This window comes from Vibrio proteolyticus NBRC 13287 (assembly GCF_000467125.1).
GTDB classification, from domain to species: Bacteria; Pseudomonadota; Gammaproteobacteria; order Enterobacterales; family Vibrionaceae; genus Vibrio; species Vibrio proteolyticus.
The window spans coordinates 35,898-50,316 of the sequence record NZ_BATJ01000002.1 but is presented as its reverse complement, the minus strand read 5'-3'; the positions used below and the strand labels follow the sequence as shown (position 1 = coordinate 50,316).

At 49.6% G+C, this 14,419-nt stretch carries 17 protein-coding genes; 9 read left to right on the top strand and 8 right to left on the bottom strand.

All coding sequences use genetic code 11. The features are described from left to right. Positions 1-39: 39 nt before the first annotated feature. Entirely contained in the window at positions 40-1,947 is a 1,908-nt protein-coding gene (htpG, locus tag VPR01S_RS02830; RefSeq protein ID WP_021703788.1) for a molecular chaperone HtpG, read from the bottom strand. A 259-nt stretch (positions 1,948-2,206) separates the two neighbouring features. Between htpG and VPR01S_RS02825 the strand changes: the two genes are divergently transcribed. The 3 genes from VPR01S_RS02825 (at position 2,207) to VPR01S_RS02815 (ending at position 4,021) form a co-directional block, all read left to right on the top strand. Then, entirely contained in the window at positions 2,207-3,067 is an 861-nt protein-coding gene (locus VPR01S_RS02825) for a winged helix-turn-helix domain-containing protein (protein WP_021703787.1), read from the top strand. Positions 3,068-3,079: 12 nt separating this feature from the next. Continuing rightward, positions 3,080-3,595 (top strand): regulatory protein ToxS, encoded by a 516-nt coding sequence (locus VPR01S_RS02820; RefSeq protein ID WP_021703786.1) that lies wholly within the window; start codon positions 3,080-3,082, stop codon positions 3,593-3,595. 147 nt (positions 3,596-3,742) lie between these two features. Further along, positions 3,743-4,021, top strand: coding sequence for an Rdx family protein (locus VPR01S_RS02815; protein ID WP_021703785.1), 279 nt, complete (start codon positions 3,743-3,745; stop codon positions 4,019-4,021). Positions 4,022-4,057: 36 nt separating this feature from the next. Here VPR01S_RS02815 and yfcE read toward each other — a convergent pair whose 3' ends face one another. From yfcE to VPR01S_RS02790, 5 genes are read right to left on the bottom strand one after another with little or no spacing between them, the layout of a single operon-like run. After that, entirely contained in the window at positions 4,058-4,603 is a 546-nt protein-coding gene (gene yfcE, locus VPR01S_RS02810; protein WP_021703784.1) for a phosphodiesterase, read from the bottom strand. A gap of 32 nt (positions 4,604-4,635) precedes the next feature. Beyond that, complete coding sequence (locus VPR01S_RS02805) at positions 4,636-5,058, bottom strand: CBS domain-containing protein (protein ID WP_021703783.1); 423 nt, start codon at positions 5,056-5,058, stop codon at positions 4,636-4,638. Further along, positions 5,055-5,405, bottom strand: coding sequence for a P-II family nitrogen regulator (locus VPR01S_RS02800; RefSeq protein ID WP_021703782.1), 351 nt, complete (start codon positions 5,403-5,405; stop codon positions 5,055-5,057). The genes VPR01S_RS02805 and VPR01S_RS02800 overlap by 4 nt, the downstream gene beginning before the upstream one ends. Next, positions 5,395-6,189, bottom strand: coding sequence for a DUF1538 domain-containing protein (locus tag VPR01S_RS02795; RefSeq protein WP_021703781.1), 795 nt, complete (start codon positions 6,187-6,189; stop codon positions 5,395-5,397). Before VPR01S_RS02795 ends, VPR01S_RS02800 begins: the two co-directional genes overlap by 11 nt. Next, positions 6,186-6,920, bottom strand: a complete 735-nt coding sequence (locus VPR01S_RS02790; RefSeq protein ID WP_040902221.1) for a DUF1538 domain-containing protein — start codon at positions 6,918-6,920, stop codon at positions 6,186-6,188. The genes VPR01S_RS02795 and VPR01S_RS02790 overlap by 4 nt, the downstream gene beginning before the upstream one ends. A 261-nt stretch (positions 6,921-7,181) precedes the next feature. On the opposite strand from VPR01S_RS02790, the gene VPR01S_RS02785 reads away from it, so the two are divergent. The 6 genes from VPR01S_RS02785 to VPR01S_RS22845 all read left to right on the top strand — a co-directional run bounded on the left by VPR01S_RS02785 (position 7,182) and on the right by VPR01S_RS22845 (position 12,187). Continuing rightward, positions 7,182-8,096 carry a TIGR01777 family oxidoreductase gene (locus VPR01S_RS02785; protein WP_021703779.1) on the top strand — a complete coding sequence of 305 codons (915 nt, stop codon included), beginning with the start codon at positions 7,182-7,184 and terminating at the stop codon, positions 8,094-8,096. A 48-nt stretch (positions 8,097-8,144) separates the two neighbouring features. Next, positions 8,145-8,969, top strand: coding sequence for an SDR family oxidoreductase (locus VPR01S_RS02780; protein WP_021703778.1), 825 nt, complete (start codon positions 8,145-8,147; stop codon positions 8,967-8,969). 312 nt (positions 8,970-9,281) lie between these two features. After that, positions 9,282-10,136 (top strand): co-chaperone YbbN, encoded by an 855-nt coding sequence (locus VPR01S_RS02775; RefSeq protein ID WP_021703777.1) that lies wholly within the window; start codon positions 9,282-9,284, stop codon positions 10,134-10,136. Positions 10,137-10,268: 132 nt separating this feature from the next. Continuing rightward, on the top strand, positions 10,269-11,195 hold the full coding sequence (locus VPR01S_RS02770) for an SPFH domain-containing protein (protein ID WP_021703776.1): 927 nt from the start codon (positions 10,269-10,271) through the stop codon (positions 11,193-11,195). A gap of 7 nt (positions 11,196-11,202) precedes the next feature. Next, complete coding sequence (locus tag VPR01S_RS02765; RefSeq protein ID WP_021703775.1) at positions 11,203-11,658, top strand: NfeD family protein; 456 nt, start codon at positions 11,203-11,205, stop codon at positions 11,656-11,658. Positions 11,659-12,010: 352 nt separating this feature from the next. Further along, positions 12,011-12,187: a hypothetical protein gene (locus VPR01S_RS22845; protein WP_169727784.1), complete on the top strand. Its 177-nt coding sequence runs from the start codon at positions 12,011-12,013 to the stop codon at positions 12,185-12,187. 34 nt (positions 12,188-12,221) lie between these two features. Here the strand turns inward: VPR01S_RS22845 and VPR01S_RS02760 are convergent, their stop codons facing one another. Together VPR01S_RS02760 and VPR01S_RS02755 are read right to left on the bottom strand one after the other, a co-directional pair. After that, on the bottom strand, positions 12,222-12,590 hold the full coding sequence (locus tag VPR01S_RS02760) for a DUF2799 domain-containing protein (RefSeq protein ID WP_040902250.1): 369 nt from the start codon (positions 12,588-12,590) through the stop codon (positions 12,222-12,224). 71 nt (positions 12,591-12,661) lie between these two features. Further along, positions 12,662-14,050, bottom strand: coding sequence for a hypothetical protein (locus tag VPR01S_RS02755; RefSeq protein WP_021703772.1), 1,389 nt, complete (start codon positions 14,048-14,050; stop codon positions 12,662-12,664). Positions 14,051-14,419 lie beyond the last annotated feature (369 nt).

Below are 14,419 nucleotides of genomic sequence, written 5' to 3'. Positions count from 1 at the left end.
AAAGCTCGCCAGAAGCGAGCTTTTTACCGTGCAATGCGATTATTCCACCTTAGTCAAAAGGCTGTTAATCGCGCCAAGGAACTGAGACGGATCTTCCATTGCCCCACGTTCGGCCAGCATCGCCTGCCCCAACAGTACTTCAACCCAGCGACCAAATGCTGCTTCGTCTGCTTCATCCGCCATGCGCTTGACCAGCGGGTGATCCGGGTTGATCTCGAAAATGTACTTCACATCTGGCACCGCTTGTCCGGCGGCCGCCAGCAATTTCGCCATCTGGGTCCCCATTTCAAAATCATCGGTCACCACTACCGCCGGCGTCGACGCCAGCTTGAAGGTGGTGCGCACTTCTTTTACTCGTTCACCCAGGTAAGTTTTGGTGCGTTCCACCACCGACTTGAACTCTTCTTCCGTCTCTTTGCGCTTCTCTTTTTCCGCGTCGTCCTCAAACTGGCTCAGATCTAAGCCGGCTTTGGTGATTGACTGGAAAGATTTGCCATCAAATTCGGTCAGGTAGTTCATCAGCCACTCATCGATGCGATCGTACATCAGAACAACTTCAATGCCTTTGGCTTTGAACTGCTCCAGGTGTGGGCTGCTCTTCGCCGCAGCGTAGCTGTCCGCCGTCAGGTAATAGATCTTGTCCTGACCTTCTTTCATTCGCTCAACATACGAGGCCAGATCCACCGACTGCTCATCCGAGTCCACCTCTGTCGACGCAAAGCGCAGCAGAGCGGCAATCTTTTCTTTGTTGCTAAAGTCTTCCGCCGGGCCTTCTTTCATTACCAGACCGAACTCTTTCCAGAAACTCTGATACTTATCCGCGTCGTTTTTCGCCAGACGTTCCAACATGGTCAGCACCCGTTTGGTACAGGCATTTCGCAAAGACTGTGTCACTTTGTTGTCTTGCAGAATTTCACGCGAGACGTTCAGCGGCAGGTCATTGGAATCAATCAGACCTCGTACGAAACGCAGATATGACGGCATGAACTGCTCAGCGTCGTCCATGATAAAGACACGCTGGACGTACAACTTCAGACCAGATTTGTGGTCACGGTTGAACATATCCCAAGGCGCTTTGGCCGGGATATACAACAGGCTGGTGTAGTCGTTTTTGCCTTCGACACGGTTGTGGCTCCAAAGCAGTGGGTCCGCAAAATCGTGGGACACGTGCTTGTAGAATTCGTTGTACTCGTCATCACTGATGTCTGACTTGTTACGCGTCCACAGAGCCTGAGCTTTGTTGATCTGCTCCCACTTGGTTTCCCCTGTTTCGTTGCCTTCTTCATCACGGACTTGGGTCTGAATCGACACTGGAATACCGATGTGATCAGAATATTTACCAATCACCTCACGCAAACGCCATTCGTTCAAAAACTCTTTGCCGTCTTCGCGCATGTGAAGAATGATGTCCGTACCACGACTCTCTTTGCTGATGGTTTCGATGGTGTACTCACCTTCGCCTTGCGAATACCACTGCACCGCCTGATCAGCCGGCTGGTCAGCCGCGCGAGTGCGTACCGTCACCGCATCAGCCACAATAAATGCCGAGTAAAAGCCGACACCAAACTGGCCGATAAGTTGAGAATCTTTACTCTGCTCTTGCGACAGTTTGGAGAAGAATTCCGCGGTTCCGGATTTGGCAATGGTACCCAGATGCTCAATCACATCTTCGCGGCTCATACCAATACCGTTGTCGGAAATGGTCAATGTGTTGTTGTCCTGATCAAACGACAGCTTGACGCCCAGGTCAGCATCACCCTGATACAAATCCGGATCAGAAAGAGCCTGGAAACGTAATTTGTCTGACGCATCGGATGCGTTCGAGATCAGTTCACGCAGGAAAATCTCTTTGTTTGAATAAAGCGAATGAATCATCAAGTGAAGTAGCTGTTTTACTTCAGACTGGAAACCACGAGTTTCTTTGTTCTGTGTAGCTGTTTCGCTCATGTTAACTCCATGACATCTTGGACCGGATCTCCGGCGGAATGGCCGTCGGAGACTATTGATATTTGCTATTTAACATGAGGATGACAAATGTAAATTCAAGGTCAAAAACCATAAAAACAATATTTTTTTTGATTTGTTTTGAGTTATCCTTGGGCGGCAAGTTATCAATTTATCTAAATTCCCCTGTTCCAGTTTGCTATTTTAGAGAGCCGATTCCGGAATTAAACTGACCAAACAGTCCAATTATAAGAAGAGCTAAATGAGTAACATAGGCACAAAGTTTATCTTAGCTAACCGATTTACTTTTGACCCCAATAGTAACTCACTGGTCGATCAGTCAAATGACAATGAGGTTGTCAGACTCGGCAGCAACGAAAGTCGTATCCTGCTGATGCTGTCTGAGCGCCCTAACGAGGTTGTCTCGCGCAATGATCTGCACGAGTTCGTCTGGCGTGATCAAGGTTTTGAAGTGGATGACTCTAGCCTGACCCAGGCCATTTCAACATTACGCAAAATGTTGAAAGATTCCACAAAATCCCCCCAGTTTGTGAAAACCGTCCCCAAACGTGGTTATCAGTTGATTTGTAACGTTGAGCGCTCTGCCCCGCTATCGGGTCAGGAAAATACCGGCCAGGACGAGATTGACACGGAAGAGAGCGCAATCGTTTCCGCCGATGGTCTCCCCCCATCCGCAGAGAGCGAAAGCGTGACTGAACCGCAGCCGTCTGTGACGCCAACATCAACCCCGGTACGCCGGGCAAAAACCAGCATGCTGACCAAGATCCTGTTATTAGTGGCTATCTTACTGCCATTGTGTGTGGTGCTATTTACCAACCCGTCTGAGTCGAAATTCCGTGAACTGGCAATTTATGACAACGTCCCGGTGATGACCCCAATCAATCACCCGGACCTGTCGCGCTGGCTGCCATCCATCGAACAATGTGTGAGAAAATACAATGAATCTCACGCTGATCGCAGCAAGCCCGATCAAATCATCGCGACCGGTGGGCAGAACAATCAGCTCATCCTCAATTACATTCATTCCATCGCTCAATCCGGTGAAAACATCACTGTGCGCATATTTGCCGAGCAGGAAGACCTGGGAAAAGTGTGTAAATAAGGGCCGAGAAGAATGAACGAAAAAATTGCAGTATTAATTCTGGCGTTATCCGCGGCTTTCAGCGGCTGGCTCTATTGGGGCAGCGATCTGAAAGTGGAGCAGGTACTGACCGCCAAAGAGTGGCAATCGAAGATGGTCACCGTGATCACCGACAAGATTCCAGAAAGTTCAGTAGGGCCGCTGCGTAAAGTCGCAGTGGACTCGAATGTAAAGTATCTGCCAAATGGCACGTATATTCGCATCTCATCAGTACGTCTGTTTGCTGAAAACACCGCAAATCAGAGTGTGATCAATATTTCGGAAACGGGTGAGTGGAACATTAGCGATAATTATCTGCTGATCACACCGACCGAGTTCAAAGACATTTCGTCTGCCGACTCAAAAGATTTCACTCAGGAGCAGTTGGAGCTCATCACTCAGATCTTTAAGATGGACGCGCAACAAAGCCGTCGTATCGACGTGATCAACGAGAAATCGCTGTTGCTAACTAGCCTAAGCCACGGCTCAACGGTCTTGTTTACCAACTAAACCACATACGATTAGGGGCATTTTCATGCCCCTTTTAGTTCGCTGTAAAAACCGACCTGCCCAAGCGGCCACTTGACCCAACGAGCCCGCCCCCGCATGATGTTTTTCCTAACTCGATCCTGAGCAATACACTCCAAAGAGGGACAGATGGAAAAAGCACGTATTGATATTTACTACTGCCGCCAATGCAATTGGATGCTTCGTTCTGCCTGGCTGGCTCAAGAATTACTCCACACCTTCAGCGAAGAAACTGAACAGGTTGCATTGCATCCCGATACGGGCGGACGATTTGAAGTGTTCTGTAATGGTCAGCGGATATGGGAGCGCAAAGCAGAAGGGGGCTTTCCGGAAGCAAAACAACTCAAACAACGGGTTCGCGATATCATCGCCCCGGAGCGCAATTTAGGTCACTCCGATTCTAAATAAACAGGGCAGCCAAGACGCAGCCCTGCCGGTTTGGGTTTACAACGGAGTGTGCACCATAACCTGCTCGTCAAAACTGCGCACTTCGAATCGGCCTTGATGATAAAGACCATAACTGGGTGGTAAACCGTTACGCGGGAACGTGACTGACCCCGGATTGAAAATAAACTGTTGTTGGTTGCGCTCTGCAACCGGAACATGGGTGTGTCCATGCACAATAACATCACCATCGCGCAGCGGCGGGCGTTTTTCAGCATTGTACAAATGACCGTGAGTCAGAAACAGACGCTGACCGGAAGGCAACATCACCCACGCATAATCGGCCATCATCGGAAACTGCAGCAACATCTGATCGACCTCACTGTCACAATTGCCCCGAACCGCAATAATCTCGGATGCGTACTGGTTGAGAGCCTCAGCCACGGCGCTCGGCTGATAATGCTCCGGGATCGGGTTTCTCGGCCCGTGGTTGAGCATATCACCCAACAGGATCAATCCATCACACCCCAAACGCTGATATTGCGCTAACGTGCGTTCTGTTGCAGCCAAATCCCCATGTAAATCGGATGCGAAAAAGAGTTTCACAACGTCACCTCCTTACTGTTTATAAGGAAATTCTACGCCGTTTGGCTTTCTTCGTCATCCAATGCCATGCCATTAATCACAATGTTGTTGTAACTGACCATACCAATGACGCGACCATTCTCAATCACCGGAGCACGGCTGATCCCAAAACGCTCAAACAGCCGAGCACAATATTTAACGTTCATCTCCGGTGAAACCGATAAGGCCGGCTTGGTCATGATCTCGTAGATGTTGGTGCGCTTGGGGGAGCGATTTTGCGCCAGAACCTTTTTCGCGATGTCGTTCATTAACACCAGTCCGAATTCATCGTCATCATGGCGCTTACTGACCACCAGGGCTTTCACTTCGTGCTGCCGCGCCAAGGCAATGCCTTCATGTACTGTCGTCAGACCGTCAATCATCACATAAGTGTTGGCCATGACATCTCTGACTCGAATCACCGTATGACTTTTCATAGTTCATCCTCCACCACTTTCGTCAGACGTTCCACCTGATGAGCCACCCCGACCGCGTCCTCGATATCAATCTGAACGGCGATCCCCTGACCGGACTCTTCATCAAACTCCCCAACCTCGCTGATGGTTTCCAGGATCTGCCGTGACAGATGCTCTTCAACCACCAGCAACACCACATCGCGCTGTACTTCGAGGGTCAGACCAAAAAACGTTCGTTTCTGATTCAGTCCCTGCCCGCGGGCATTGTTGATCACCGTCGCCCCAGTCGCCCCTGCCTCACGGGCGGCATCCAGCACTTTGTCGGTTTTACTGTCTTCCACAAATGCCAGAATCAGTTTAAAGCGCATCTTCATCCTCCTGAATGCAAGCTTCTCGGTTGAGCCAGCGTGTAATCTGAGCGTAGCCCATCACTGAAATTATCGGAAACAGGCTGGCAAAAGCGATCAAGCCAAACCCATCAATCATTGGGTTCCGGCCTGGCACCGTCGATGCCAGCCCCAATCCGAGTGCGGCCACCAACGGAACAGTCACGGTTGATGTCGTCACGCCTCCGGAGTCATAAGCCAGGGGCACGATCATTTTGGGAGCGTAGTAGGTTTGAATCACCACTATCAGGTATCCGGCGATGATGTAGTAATGGATCGGGTCGCCGACCACAATCCGGTAGCTACCCAGTGCAATACCGACGGCTACTCCAATCGCAACCGCAATGCGCAACCCGTTTACACTGATGGTCCCCCCTGAGACCTGATTGGCTTTGATCGCGACTGCGATCAACGATGGCTCCGCAATCGTCGTACTAAACCCAATCAGAAATGCAAACAGATAGACCCAGTAATAATCCAGCCAGTCGAGTACCCCACCGACACTGACGCGCACTTGTGCCAGGAAGTCCGGTGCCGTCAGTTGTCTCGCCATGGTTTCCCCGAGCGGAAATAACGCCATCTCCAGACCAAGCAAAAACAAAGACAGACCGATGATGACATACACAAAGCCCAGCAAAACTTTAGGAAGATTGGTCACTGGTTTACGTAAAATCACCAGTTGGAAGCCAAAAATCAGGGTGGTAATAGGAATAACATCGTGAATGGTATCCCATAACGTGTGCAAAAACGCGCTCAGAGCCATCATGACAATACCATTCCGTAAACCATGACAAACATCATTGGCAATAGAGATGCAAACGCGATCAAACCAAACCCGTCCAGCATGGGATTGCGACCTTTTATCGAAGAGGCAAGCCCCACGCCGAGCGCTGTCACCAGAGGAACCGTGATGGTGGAAGTGGTCACTCCGCCCGAGTCATACGCCACACCAATGATCCATTTAGGCGCAAAACTGGTTAACACCATCACGCCGAGATAACCCGCAATGATCACATAATGGATCGGCCAGCCTTTGAGGATCCGTAACACCCCCAACATAATCGCCACACCAACCGACAGTGCCACCGTCAGTCTCAGTCCATTGGCGTAGGATTCACGCTGCATCTGATTGTTGGTGATCACCCCTCCTTCTGCAGCCACTTCTGCCGCTTCCGCCGCAACAGCGGTCAGCGCAGGCTCCGCAACTGTGGTACTAAACCCGAGTCCAAATGCAAATGTCATCAGCCAGAAGATGCTGCCTTTGCGCGCAAACGCTTTTGCCATCGATTCTCCGATTGGAAACAGCCCCATTTCCAAACCAAAAACAAACAACGTCAGCCCGAGTACCACCAGCAGCAAGCCCGACAGAATCGCCCCCATTTGTGGCAGAGGCTCCTGCAAAACCACCAATTGAAAAAAACCGATCACCACGATGATCGGCAGCAAATCCCGAAGACTGCTGAGCAACGCCCGCAACAATGCTCCCAATGCCCTCACTCGTCCTCCGGTATGCCGTCCAGTTGTTTTTATGATGGCAAACCAAGCGCCTGATCGGTGTGATGGAATTATCGTCCTGGACAGAAACGTAACTAAATGTAAAAAAACGTGAAGTTGAATAAAACCTGATGCATAACATACTGTGCGATTAGCAGCATCACGAGCAACAAGTCGCTATAATTGAAAGTGCCTGATTGACGAATCAGTTCGTATAAACCGGATGTTCCCCCACAACATGACTTCCGGAATGAGGAGACACGGATGAGAATATTACTGACTGGCGGTTCAGGGTTTATCGGCAAAGAGCTGCTTAAACATCTGGCCACCCATCAGATCGTTCTGCTGACCAGAAACGTGGACAACACCAAACGCCTGATCAAGCACGCTGATCTGGGTAATGTTCGCTATATCACCACTCTGGATGACTTTCATGATCTCAATGACTTCGATGCGGTCATCAATCTGGCTGGTGAGCCGATTGCCGACAAGCGCTGGACCCGTGCCCAAAAAAAGCGCATTTGTCAGAGCCGCTGGTCACTGACAGAAAAACTGGTCGAACTGATGCATGCCAGTACACAACCACCAGGTGTTTTCATCAGTGGCTCGGCGGTAGGTTATTATGGCGACCAACAACAGCATCCTTTTGATGAGAGTCTGCATGTGCACAACAACGGTTTTCCCCATCAAGTGTGCGCCGAATGGGAAGCCATAGCCAAACGTGCCCGCTCCGACGACACCCGAGTCTGCTTATTGCGCACCGGTTTGGTACTTGGTCACGACGGCGGCGCTCTGGCGAAAATGCTACTGCCATACAAGCTCGGGCTAGGTGGCCCAATCGGTAACGGTAAACAATATTGGCCCTGGATTCACATCCTCGATATGGTGCGCGGTATTGTCTACCTGCTCGAAACCACGCACGCGCATGGTGCATTTAACTTTTGCGCTCCTCATCCGGTAACCAATAGACACTTCAGTGGCACACTGGCAAAAACGCTGCGGCGACCTCATCTCTTGTTTACACCTAAGTGGGCTCTGAAACTGGCGATGGGCGAAAGTTCAGTGTTGTTATTTGATAGCGTCCGCGCTAAGCCCAAACGCCTGACAGAGCTTGGCTTCCAGTTCAGTTACTCCCGTCTGGAGCCGGCCCTGAAAAACCTGTTACAACACGAAGACTAATCCGGTACCCTTAAGTCACTGTAGATCAATGAATTAAGTGGGTTTGCTATGGGCAAGTCGATTCTTATAACAGGTTGCTCCTCCGGCATCGGGTACGAGTGCACACACGCGTTGCATCAACGCGGCTATCGCGTGATTGCGTCATGTCGTCGACGTGAAGACGTCGAACGTTTACGCGCCGAAGGAATAACGTGCATTCAGCTCGATCTCTCTGACTGTGACAGCATCACTGAGGGCGTACAACAGGCGTTGTCACTGTGCGATGGCCAACTGGATGCGCTGTTCAATAACGGCGCTTATGGTCAGCCTGGCGCTCTGGAAGATCTGCCGACCAATGCGCTCAGAGCTCAATTTGAAACCAATTTTTTCGGCTGGCATGAACTGGTACGGCAACTGCTTCCGGTGCTTCGCCAGCACCAGGGACGCATCATACAAAACAGTTCGGTGCTGGGCTTTGCCGCCATGAAGTATCGCGGCGCTTATAACGCATCAAAGTTTGCTCTGGAAGGCTGGACGGATACTCTGCGTCTTGAGTTACATGGTAGCGGCGTCCATATCTCACTGATTGAACCCGGTCCGATCGAAACCCGTTTTCGCGCAAACGCGCTGCTCGCCTTTCAGCGCTGGATCACTGTGCCCGGCAGTCCCCATCAGACACAATACGAGCAACAGTTAGCCAGATTGGAGAAGGATAAATCCGGTAATGCATTTGTCTTGCCCGCATCCGCTTGTGTTGATCCACTCATTCATGCCCTTGAATCCTCGAGGCCAAAACTGCGCTACCGGATCACCACACCAACCAAAGTGTTCTGGTATCTTAAACGCCTGTTGCCATCGCGCTGGCTCGATGCTCTTTTGCGCCGTGCGGCATGATGGTGTCATTAATCCGTAATAAAGGTGTGTCATTCTCCCTCCTGAAGCTGGAAAGCTCTATCCACAACAACACAGCGTTGCATTCGGCGGAATATGACTATGACCCTAAAGCAATTAAATTGGCTCAGTGTGGGTGTTGCGCTAACTCTATTTCTGGTTTTCTGACACCTTTGCTTGCCTGCCTCCCTTTGGGAGCAACAAAAAACACCGCTTCTGCGGTGTTTTTTGTATTTAACCACCTCAAACGCTTGATAAATGCCGAATTCACCCTTACCTCTAAGGTAATAACTCAAGTGAGCAAGGATTTTTACTATGCAAACCGCCTCCATTGTGGAACTGACCGAGCAGAATTTTCGCGAAGTGCTCGAGGGCTCTGTACAGACTCCGGTACTGATTCATTTCTGGGCCCCGATGAGTCAAGAAAGTGCGGCGATCATTCCCGAACTGCAAACGCTGGCACAAAACTACGCAGGCGCCTTTACCCTGGCTTTGCTCAACTGCGAACAACAGCAGGCTATCGCCATGCAATTTGGTGTCCAGGCCTTGCCGACCATCGCATTGTTCGTGAACGGTCAACCAGTCGATGGACTGGGAGGTCCACAACCGATCGACGCCATTGAACAGATGTTGATCAAACATCTGCCAAGTCAGGATGAGCTGGTTCTGCGTCAAGCGATGGAGCTGGTCGATGAGCACAACTACGCACAAGCGTTGTCATTGTTGCAAACCCTTGCCGAGGAGATCCAACTCAAGGGGGACGTGAAACTGGTGACGGCACAGTGTCTGCTGGAAACCCAACAGTTCGATCAGGCAGAGGCACTACTCGCCACAATTCCGCTCGAATACCAGGACAATGCCTATAAAAGCCTGATCGCCAAACTGGAACTCCACAAACAGGCCGCAGACAGTCCCGAGATTCAGGCTCTGGAGAGTCAATTCAGCCAGGATCCGACCAACGTGCAACTCGCGCACGATCTGGCGATTCAATATCATCAGGTCCAACGTGATGAAGAAGCTTTGGAACTGATGTGGACGATGCTGCGCGGCGATCTCAATGCACTGGATGGCGAAATCAAGAAAACCTTTATGGATGTGCTTAGCGCTCTCGGACAAGGCAATGCGATCGCTGCCAAATATCGTCGTCAGCTTTATTCTCTGCTCTATTAACTTCCACTTACCGTCGATGAAAGGCCGGATAGCCCGGCCTTTTTTGATCGTAAAAACTTGATATCTAGCCGTTATTGCCGCGTGATTTGACTTATACTGGCTAGATCAAAACCACAATAAGGACACATCGTCATGGCTGTTGACTCCCTCATTACCATTGGCGTCTTTATCGCCGTCGCTGTGATTGTGATAGCGGCAGGGATAAAAACCGTTTCGCAAGGGAACCACTGGACGGTTGAACGCTTTGGCCGCTACACCCATACGTTAAAACCCGGCCTCAACATGATCATCCCGTTTATTGATCGCATCGGGCATAAAATCAACATGATGGAACGCGTACTCGACATTCCAGCTCAGGAAGTGATATCGAAAGATAACGCCAACGTGACCATAGATGCGGTTTGTTTCGTGCAAGTCATCGATGCGGCCAAAGCCGCTTATGAAGTGAATGATCTTGAGCATGCTATCCGTAACCTGACTCTGACCAACATCCGGACGGTTCTCGGTTCACTCGAATTGGATGAGATGCTGAGTCAACGCGATATGATCAACACCAAGCTGTTGTCGATTGTTGACCAGGCGACCAACCCCTGGGGAGTTAAGGTCACCCGGATTGAGATTAAAGATGTACGCCCCCCGACTGATTTAACAGCCGCCATGAACGCGCAAATGAAAGCTGAACGTAACAAACGAGCGGAAATCCTTGAAGCCGAGGGGATCCGTCAGGCTGAAATTTTGCGCGCAGAAGGACAAAAACAATCCGAGATCCTCAAAGCGGAAGGCCAGAAGCAGGCCGCAATTCTGCAGGCAGAAGCGCGTGAGCGCGCGGCTCAAGCGGAAGCAAAGGCCACCGAAATGGTATCGAATGCGATTGCTCAGGGTGACATGCAGGCGGTGAACTACTTTGTCGCCCAAGGCTACACCGATGCTCTCAAATCCATTGGTCAGGCAGAAAACGGCAAAATCGTCATGCTACCTTTGGAAGCATCTGGGCTGATGGGCTCCATCGCCGGTATCGCAGAAATGTTCAAACACAGCCAACAACCTTCCGATCACTGAGGTGCACGTGATTCCACTACTTGAACAAATGAACTACTGGCACTGGCTGGCTTTCGGTCTGATCTTGCTAGCGATTGAGCTGCTCGGTACAGCTGGCTACTTTTTGTGGCTTGGGATCTCGGCATTATTGGTTGGGCTACTGATGACCTTACTCCCGATGAGCTGGCAACTGCAATGGGTGGCATTCGGAGTATTTTCGCTGGCTACCACCTGGTTGTGGTGGCGCAGACAACTCACGCGCGACCGCAGTGAAGATGCCCAGCGAAATCTGAATCAGAAACAGAAGCAGTTGATCGGGCAGCGTATCCGTCTGGAGCAAGATGTCGTGATTGGTGCAAATCGAATAAAGCTGGGTGATACCACTTGGTCTGCCCACTCTGAACAAGAGATCAGCGCGGGTAGTCTGGTCGAAGTGGTTGCCGTAGATGGTATTATTCTCGTCATTACACCCGTAAAAAATTAATCAATTTATTAGGTGTTTCACGCAAGGGAAACACCTAAAGTCACTCTTATTCACAGAAACACAACATAAACACTTATTATTCAACATATTAATAAGTATATTTCTAAAACAAAGTATCAGATCAAGCGCCATAGTTACATTAATGACTCACTTCCACTCCAATTATCAGATTATTAAAGTTCCTATTTTTCAATGCATTATTATTTATCGAGACATAATAAGTTGAACTTTATTATTAAAGAAAAATTTGATTATTTACTGATTTTTTTGATCTTCAATGGATTAATTGCATACTAAGAATACGTCTCTTAAAGAGGCGTTATTATTCAAATTTTCGGTAAGTGAGGGATTTATGAAATATTTAGCAACGGCATTGCTGGTCGCTTTATTTGCGGTTCCTGCCAGTGTTAGCGCGTCCAATAGCGCAGGGAAAGTATTCGGCGCCGGTATTGATTGCACGTTTAACGACGGTTCTGTCAAGCAGTTACCACGCGCGTTGTGCAAAGCCTATGGTGGTAGCCACAAATAGCACCAGAGCGCGGCACCAAGTGTCGCGCTGCCCATCAAGGGTGGAAATCGAAGTCCATGCCGATAAACGCCTGCCATCCTCGCTCCCATTCGGCTCTAAGCATGGTTTCATTCTCGGCACCAGCACACTGGCCGATATACCGAACTCCAGCCCGGCCTTTATCAAACGCTTTGAACGGATCACAGTAAACGGCTTTCCCTTCCTGGTATCCCTGACGATAATCTGTTTCAATAAATGAACGTTTGGTTTGCGCTTGTTGGATCTCTGTGAGTGCCTGACTCTGATAGGCATACCCATTCGATCCCAAACGATAACCTTGCTTATACCAAAACTCATCGTCGGATTGCGGTGCTGTACTGCACCCTGCGGTGAACAACAGTGCGATTAAAACTGTATTGCGCATGACCATTCGAGCCTCCAAATAAAAAATGGGCAGATAAAACATCTGCCCATTTATACGTCACTGTATACGAATTATTTCACTGTGAACGGGATGGTTAACATCAGTTTGAAGTCCGTCTCGTCCTGGAACAAGTTGGTGTAACCTGCCCAGCTAGGTGCATCAGTATCGTTAAAGTATTCAGTGTAGTAGAAGCTGATGTTGGCGTCTTTCAGCGCTCCGCCCTGAATCGCGTAGTTCGCAAACAGGCTGTATGCGTACTCTTTCAGATCATCGTAGCCTTGCGCTTCTGAGCCAAAGCCGTACGCACCGTTGATACCCGCACTGAAACCTGTCGCGCCGATGTCAGAGAAGTCACGACTTGCAGACAAGAAGAACGCCAGCTCTTCATCGTGGTTGTAGTCTGAACGGTTGTTCCACCAGATCTCGTAAGCACCGTTTGAACCGCCGTACTGGCTGGTCAGACGGTAAGCCAGGTTACCGGACAACGCATCGTCTTTAGCTTCAGCTGACGTATAGGTGGCTTCAGCACGGTAAGAGTATTGACCTGAAGAGAAGCTGGACAGGAACGCCAGTTGGTAAGCCGTGCTATCGTATTGCTCATCGTCATCCACCACGTACAACTGAGGAGACCAGTACAAACCGCCCTCTGTAGTACCTTTCACTTTGAAGTGCGCGTTCACGCGGTCGCCGTCAGACAGGGCGCCGTAGGCAGCGTCAAACGAAATACCGTTGCTCAAGGTGTAACGAGCACCGATCGAGTAAGCGGTACCCGCGTCGTCGCCGTCAGTAGTCTGGAAATCATAAGTTTCTTTAAACCAAGGTGCTTTGTACTCGTCGGCAACAACCAGGCCCACAGCCAGGTTACCGAACGTGCCACCGAGTTCACCACCACGATACGTGCCTGGCGCAAATGACCAGTTCACACCCAACGTGCTCGGAACAGAAGGCTGGAAGTAACCCAGTTTGGCTGTGACTGCATCACCAAACTTAAACTTCAGCGCTGCGGTCGCAAAAGACACCCCATTGTCGGTACAATCGGCATCCCACGTACCCGTACACTTACTGTCATCCGGCACTTTATCGTATGGGTTATTTACACCCCAGAAGTTCATCTCATGGTCAGGACCACCGTCTTGCCACATATCGAATGTGCTGTAGATCACCGCATCCAGACCCACGACGTCAGCGACATAACCTGAATTGAAACCCAGATTGGCAAACACCGAGCCGTGGTCCAGGTTGGTCACCTTTTTGGTGTCGTTTCCGTTTGCATCGGTACCGGCACGGTCACGAGCGCGCATGAAAAAGTTCAGGTTACCGCTGACGGTCGATTCTGAGAAAAACTCAGACACTTCGCTCGCGTATTCTGGACCTACTGGATCTTCTGCCATCGCAGGTGCTGCTGCCATTGCACTCAGCATTGCAGCAGTGACAGCTGAAACTTTAAAAAATTTGTCCATGGAAAACTCCTAAAAATGGCTATAGCTGTTTTTTGTTTCTCACCTTAAGTTGGCCGCCGAAGGGAGAACGCATTTCCTTTTTTCGAAAATCGTTATTCGTCATGAAAATTGATTTTCTTATTTCCTGCATACACGTTGTGTATCCATGCGTTAAGACTAACTTCGCAACAAAAAACATCAACGAGAACTTAATTTCTATCTAAAAAAATATGAGCCGCTACAAATTTTTATCAAGTTAGTGATCAAGATCTTATTTAACTCTGGAACTTCCTATAAATAAAAATATATTCATAATAAACAATAAGTTAAAAAGTTAATATTAATACTAATAGTGAAGTGCGTCGCATACTTATTACGCTAAAGGTGAGG

Excerpts from the sequence above, each read along its gene's own strand:
- VPR01S_RS02795 (WP_021703781.1), bottom strand. The coding sequence starts at position 6,189 with ATGATGGCTCTGAGCGCGTTTTTGCACACGTTATGGGATACCATTCAC.
- VPR01S_RS02805 (WP_021703783.1), bottom strand. The coding sequence starts at position 5,058 with ATGAAAAGTCATACGGTGATTCGAGTCAGAGATGTCATGGCCAACACT.
- VPR01S_RS02760 (WP_040902250.1), bottom strand. The coding sequence starts at position 12,590 with ATGCGCAATACAGTTTTAATCGCACTGTTGTTCACCGCAGGGTGCAGT.
- VPR01S_RS02780 (WP_021703778.1), top strand. The coding sequence starts at position 8,145 with ATGGGCAAGTCGATTCTTATAACAGGTTGCTCCTCCGGCATCGGGTAC.
- htpG (WP_021703788.1), bottom strand. The coding sequence starts at position 1,947 with ATGAGCGAAACAGCTACACAGAACAAAGAAACTCGTGGTTTCCAGTCT.
- VPR01S_RS02825 (WP_021703787.1), top strand. The coding sequence starts at position 2,207 with ATGAGTAACATAGGCACAAAGTTTATCTTAGCTAACCGATTTACTTTT.
- VPR01S_RS02775 (WP_021703777.1), top strand. The coding sequence starts at position 9,282 with ATGCAAACCGCCTCCATTGTGGAACTGACCGAGCAGAATTTTCGCGAA.
- VPR01S_RS02755 (WP_021703772.1), bottom strand. The coding sequence starts at position 14,050 with ATGGACAAATTTTTTAAAGTTTCAGCTGTCACTGCTGCAATGCTGAGT.
- VPR01S_RS02800 (WP_021703782.1), bottom strand. The coding sequence starts at position 5,405 with ATGCGCTTTAAACTGATTCTGGCATTTGTGGAAGACAGTAAAACCGAC.
- VPR01S_RS02770 (WP_021703776.1), top strand. The coding sequence starts at position 10,269 with ATGGCTGTTGACTCCCTCATTACCATTGGCGTCTTTATCGCCGTCGCT.
- VPR01S_RS02785 (WP_021703779.1), top strand. The coding sequence starts at position 7,182 with ATGAGAATATTACTGACTGGCGGTTCAGGGTTTATCGGCAAAGAGCTG.
- VPR01S_RS02815 (WP_021703785.1), top strand. The coding sequence starts at position 3,743 with ATGGAAAAAGCACGTATTGATATTTACTACTGCCGCCAATGCAATTGG.
- VPR01S_RS02820 (WP_021703786.1), top strand. The coding sequence starts at position 3,080 with ATGAACGAAAAAATTGCAGTATTAATTCTGGCGTTATCCGCGGCTTTC.
- VPR01S_RS22845 (WP_169727784.1), top strand. The coding sequence starts at position 12,011 with ATGAAATATTTAGCAACGGCATTGCTGGTCGCTTTATTTGCGGTTCCT.